This is a genomic window from Desulfolutivibrio sp. (assembly GCF_036584575.1).
Lineage (GTDB): Bacteria > Desulfobacterota > Desulfovibrionia > Desulfovibrionales > Desulfovibrionaceae > Desulfolutivibrio.
On sequence record NZ_JAZHDB010000096.1, the window covers coordinates 1 to 4,379 of the forward strand.

Below are 4,379 nucleotides of genomic sequence, written 5' to 3' on the forward strand. Positions count from 1 at the left end.
GCCCTGTTCGTGGGCAGCGGCAGGCGACATGACGGGGGAAGTGTGCCCGGGCAGTGGCGGCGGCTGCCCCGGGGGCCGCCAAGGCTCCGGTTGCGCCGTCGTCGACTCAGGCGCCCGCGGCGTCGGCCGCTGCGCCGACGGTCATTTCCGGCCCGACGGGACAATGCCGGGTGGATGCCGAGCGCATCTCCACCACCGGGACCAGCCGGGCCGATGCGGGCGAGCCGCTCATGGCCCAGAAGGCCGCCGCGCAAAACGCTAAGCGCAATCTGCTCTTGTGCGTCGACGCCTTCAAACGCAAGGCCGAGAAGATTCCCAATTCCATCAAGATGGAAGGTTATCTGCCGGATACCCTGGTCGCCTACACCTCCCCGGCCTATCTGGCCGACGGATCGGTGGAGGTGGGGGCGTCCATGGCCGTTGGCGATGTGGACGCCGTGGCCTTCACGCGATTGGAGTAGGCGGAGGCGTTGCGCCCGAAGCTGCTGCGGCTTCGGGCGTGGGCAAGGCGAGAGAGGCGGGGGCGGATCAGTCCAGCACGACCATGTTCAACTGTCTGATGCCGAACGCCTCGGCCCGGCCGCGGGTCCGCACGCACAGATCCACCCGGTTTTCCCAGCGGGGGTGCATGAGATCCTCGGCCACCAGGTAGCCCACTCCCTGGACGTAGACCCGGCTGCCCAAGAGGTGCTTGAGGTCGTGGGAGACGGCCAGGGTCTTGCCGGGGCGTACCCGGCGGCCCATGGCCCCGGTCCAGGGGTCGCCCCAGGTCTGGTCCGGGGTCGGGCTGTAAGCCGTGACCGTGACCGCAAACAGGCGCGGTTCGGGATAGGGGACGAAGAGATCCCCGGCCAGCCGGGCGTCTGCGGTGCGCATGGACAGCTCCACCGCCGCCCAGGCCGTCTTGTCGGCCAGGGCCGTGGTGCGCGACTGGAAAAAGGCTATCGCCGAGAAAAGCAGCATTGCCGCAAGGGTCGCCACGGCGAAAACAGGGGGTTTCCCGAAACCAGGCCGGGCGTTTCGGGAGGTGGGGGCCGTCCTTTCCGGCGCTGGGGGACCGTCGTGGGGCGTGGGAATCGTTGGCTGCACCTTGTCTTGCTCCCGTCGAACGTTTATGACACCACACGCCTCGCATGCCGCGCGGCGTACGTGTTGAAGGATCGTCATGCGCATTACGAAGCCCACCAAGAAAAAAAAGAAATTCGGCCCGGTCGGCGTGGTGATTCTGGCCGTGGCCATTTTGGCGCCGCTTGCCGCGGCGGGAGTGGGCGCGCTGTTTCTTATGGAGGATATGGAGAAGCCGACTGTGGCGCTCTATCCCCCCCTTGCAGCAGTTTCGCTTAAAAAGGAGTTCACCGTCAAGGCCGAAGACCCGGGGTCCGGCATCAAATCCATTGTGGTCACGGCCGGCCAGGGGCTCAAAAAACATACCGTGTTGCGCAAGTCCTACGATGCCTTGCAAAAAGCCGTGCTGGAGACCTTCAATCTGGAAAAGGCCGAACTGCGTGGGGGGGAGTTCGATCTGCAGGTGGTGGTCACGGACGGCTCCTTTTTCAATTTCGGGGCCGGAAACTCCGCCCGCATCGACCGTCGCATGACCCTGGACATGGCCCCGCCCAACGTGCGGCCCCTGACGCCCACGCATTACATGCGCCAGGGCGGGGTGGGGCTCGTCGTCTACACCGTCTCCAAAGATCCCGAACGCAGCGGAGTCATGGTCGGCGACCGCTTCTTCCCCGGCTTCAAGCAGGATTCGGGCTCCTACCTGTGCCTTTTCGCCTACCCCCGGGACATGGAGGCCGAGGACTACAAGCCTCGTCTCTACGCCGAGGACCGGGCCGGAAACGAGCGCACCGGTTTTTTTGTGAACATGGCCATCAAGCGCCGTTTCAGGGAAGAGCGGGTGGAGATCACCGACGAATTCCTGACGGCCAAGATGCCCGCCTTCGCCGCCCAGTATCCCGAGGCGCGCGACCCCGTGGCCCTTTTCCTCAAGGTCAACGGCGACCAGCGTCGCAAGGACGAGGCCGTCCTGCGCGACCTGGGCCGCAAGACCGCGCCCAAACCCCTGTGGAACGGCGCCTTCATCTATCTTCCCGGGTCGTCGGTCCAGGGCTCCTTTGGGGCCGAACGCGCCTATGTCTACAAAGGCGAGCAGATCGACCGGCAATACCACATGGGCATCGACCTGGCCTCGACCCCCAAGGCCGCCGTGCCCGCGGCCAACGACGGCGTGGTGGTCTTTGCCGGGGATCTGGGGCTTTACGGCAAAACCGTGGTCATCGACCACGGCCTGGGCCTGCAAACCCTCTACGGGCACCTGAGCCAGATCGACATCAAGGCGGGCGACGCCGTGGCCAAGGGCCGGATCATCGGCCGCACCGGGGCCACGGGCCTGGCCTTCGGCGACCATCTGCACTTCGGCGTGGTCCTTTCCGGCCTGGAGGTCATCCCCATCGAATGGTGGGACGCCAAGTGGCTTGAGGACAACGTGACCCAGAAGATGCGTCGCTTCGGCGGCGAGATTCCCCAATAGACCCGGATCGTCGTGTGGGCCGCGCCTGCGGCCTTGGCCGGAAGAACTCCGTCGGAAAAGGCGAAGGCGTCATGCGCATCCGCAACTGCATTGCCCTGGCCGTCGTGGTGCTCCTTCTGCTTGTTTCGGGGATCTTCTATCATCTGCGCTACGGCCGCCATGACACCTTCATGAGCAATTTTCTGTCCTGGAAGCATGAGTCCAGAAGCAGCGGACACGATGGCGGGGACCGCCGCCCCCCCCAAACCGAACCCCTGTCCGTCAGGTATGTGGACAAGGCGGCCCCCAAGGTGGCGATCTTCGTGAGCACGCCGGAATTTCGCAAGGCCCCTCTGGACATCCGCCGCATGAAGCTTCTGGAGTTTTTCACCCTCAAGGTGGCCGATCAGGATTTCATGCTGCTTAGCGACGCCGATAAAAAGAAGGTTCTCGACCTGTTCATGCAGCGCTATCTGGTTCCATGACCGGCCCCTGGCGCATCCGTTTTTCGGCGTGTGGCCGCCGTGCCTTCGGAGGCCGGGAAAATCCGCGTGATTGACAAGGGTTGGCTTCTTTTTTTATGGGCCGACTTTTTTCCCTCCACCTTCCACCGCAACATCCCCTGGAGATCCCCCCATGCAGAAGACCGTGTATTACATCGAGGGCGACGGCATCGGCCCCGAGGTTTGGAAGGCCGCCCGGCCGGTCATCGACGCCGCCGCCAAGGCCGCCTACGGCGACGACCGCGCCCTTGTCTGGACCGAGCTTTTGGCCGGTGAGAAGGCCTTCAAGGAAACCGGCCAATACATGCCCCAGGCCACCCTGGACACCCTGGCCAAGGCCGAACTGGCCATGAAGGGCCCCCTGGGCACCCCGGTGGGCGGCGGCATCCGCAGCCTCAACGTCACCCTGCGCCAGGTGCTCGACCTCTACGCCTGCATCCGCCCCATCCGCCACTTCGGGGGCATCGAGTCGCCGGTCAAGCACCCCGAGAAGGTGGACATGATCATTTTTCGGGAGAACACCGAGGACGTCTACGCCGGGATCGAATACGCCGCCGGAACCCCCCAGGCCAAAAAGCTCCTGGAGTTTCTGCGCGACGAACTGGGGGCCAAGGTGGACACGGCTGCTGGCGTGGGCATCAAGCCCATGACCGAGGGCGGCTGCAAGCGTCTGGTGCGCAAGGCCATCCGCCACGCCGTGGATCACGGCCGCGACAGCGTCACCCTGGTGCACAAGGGCAACATCATGAAGTTCACCGAAGGGGCCTTCCGGGCCTGGGGCTACGAGGTGGCCAAGACCGAGTTCGGCGAGATGACCATGACCGAGGACGAGGCCGCCGCAGGCGGCGGCAAGCCCATCGTGATCAAAGACCGCATCGCCGACAACATGTTCCAGGTGGCGCTCATGGAGCCGGAAAAATACAGCGTCATCGCCACCACCAACTTAAACGGCGACTACATCTCCGACGCCCTGGCCGCCCAGGTCGGCGGCCTGGGGCTGGCCCCGGGCGTGAACATGAGCGACGACCTGGCCTTTTTCGAGGCCACCCACGGCACCGCGCCGCGCATCGCCGGAAAGGACATGGCCAACCCGGGCAGCCTCATCCTGTGCGGGGCCATGCTGTTTGAGCACCTCGGCTGGAACGAGGCCGCAAACCGCATCTACGGCGCGGTGAACAAGGTTTTGGCCTCCAAGCAGGTGACCGTCGATCTGGCCGGACAGATGCCCGGGGCGACCACCGTGGGCTGCGTCCGGTTTGGGGAATTGTTGGGAGAGAATATGTAGCGTCGCTGCATCAGCCCCGGCATGCAGCGTACGGATGTCGGGTGAACGCCTCCGGCGGCCAGGGGGGAACCTTTTT

5 protein-coding genes are annotated in these 4,379 nt (G+C 64.9%); 4 read left to right on the forward strand and 1 reads right to left on the reverse strand.

Annotation, left to right across the window (positions count from 1 at the left end):
- Positions 1–170 precede the first annotated feature (170 nt).
- Positions 171–461 (forward strand): hypothetical protein, encoded by a 291-nt coding sequence (locus V3572_RS07605; RefSeq protein ID WP_332110382.1) that lies wholly within the window; start codon positions 171–173, stop codon positions 459–461.
- Between the two features lie 67 nt (positions 462–528).
- Here the strand turns inward: V3572_RS07605 and V3572_RS07610 are convergent, their stop codons facing one another.
- Entirely contained in the window at positions 529–963 is a 435-nt protein-coding gene (locus V3572_RS07610; protein WP_332110383.1) for a 3D domain-containing protein, read from the reverse strand.
- Between the two features lie 202 nt (positions 964–1,165).
- On the opposite strand from V3572_RS07610, the gene V3572_RS07615 reads away from it, so the two are divergent.
- The 3 genes from V3572_RS07615 to icd all read left to right on the forward strand — a co-directional run bounded on the left by V3572_RS07615 (position 1,166) and on the right by icd (position 4,303).
- Entirely contained in the window at positions 1,166–2,536 is a 1,371-nt protein-coding gene (locus V3572_RS07615; protein ID WP_332110384.1) for a M23 family metallopeptidase, read from the forward strand.
- Between the two features lie 71 nt (positions 2,537–2,607).
- Positions 2,608–3,000 carry a hypothetical protein gene (locus V3572_RS07620; protein WP_332110385.1) on the forward strand — a complete coding sequence of 131 codons (393 nt, stop codon included), beginning with the start codon at positions 2,608–2,610 and terminating at the stop codon, positions 2,998–3,000.
- Positions 3,001–3,151: 151 nt separating this feature from the next.
- Positions 3,152–4,303, forward strand: a complete 1,152-nt coding sequence (gene icd / locus V3572_RS07625; RefSeq protein ID WP_332110386.1) for an NADP-dependent isocitrate dehydrogenase — start codon at positions 3,152–3,154, stop codon at positions 4,301–4,303.
- The last annotated feature ends 76 nt before the right edge of the window (positions 4,304–4,379 follow it).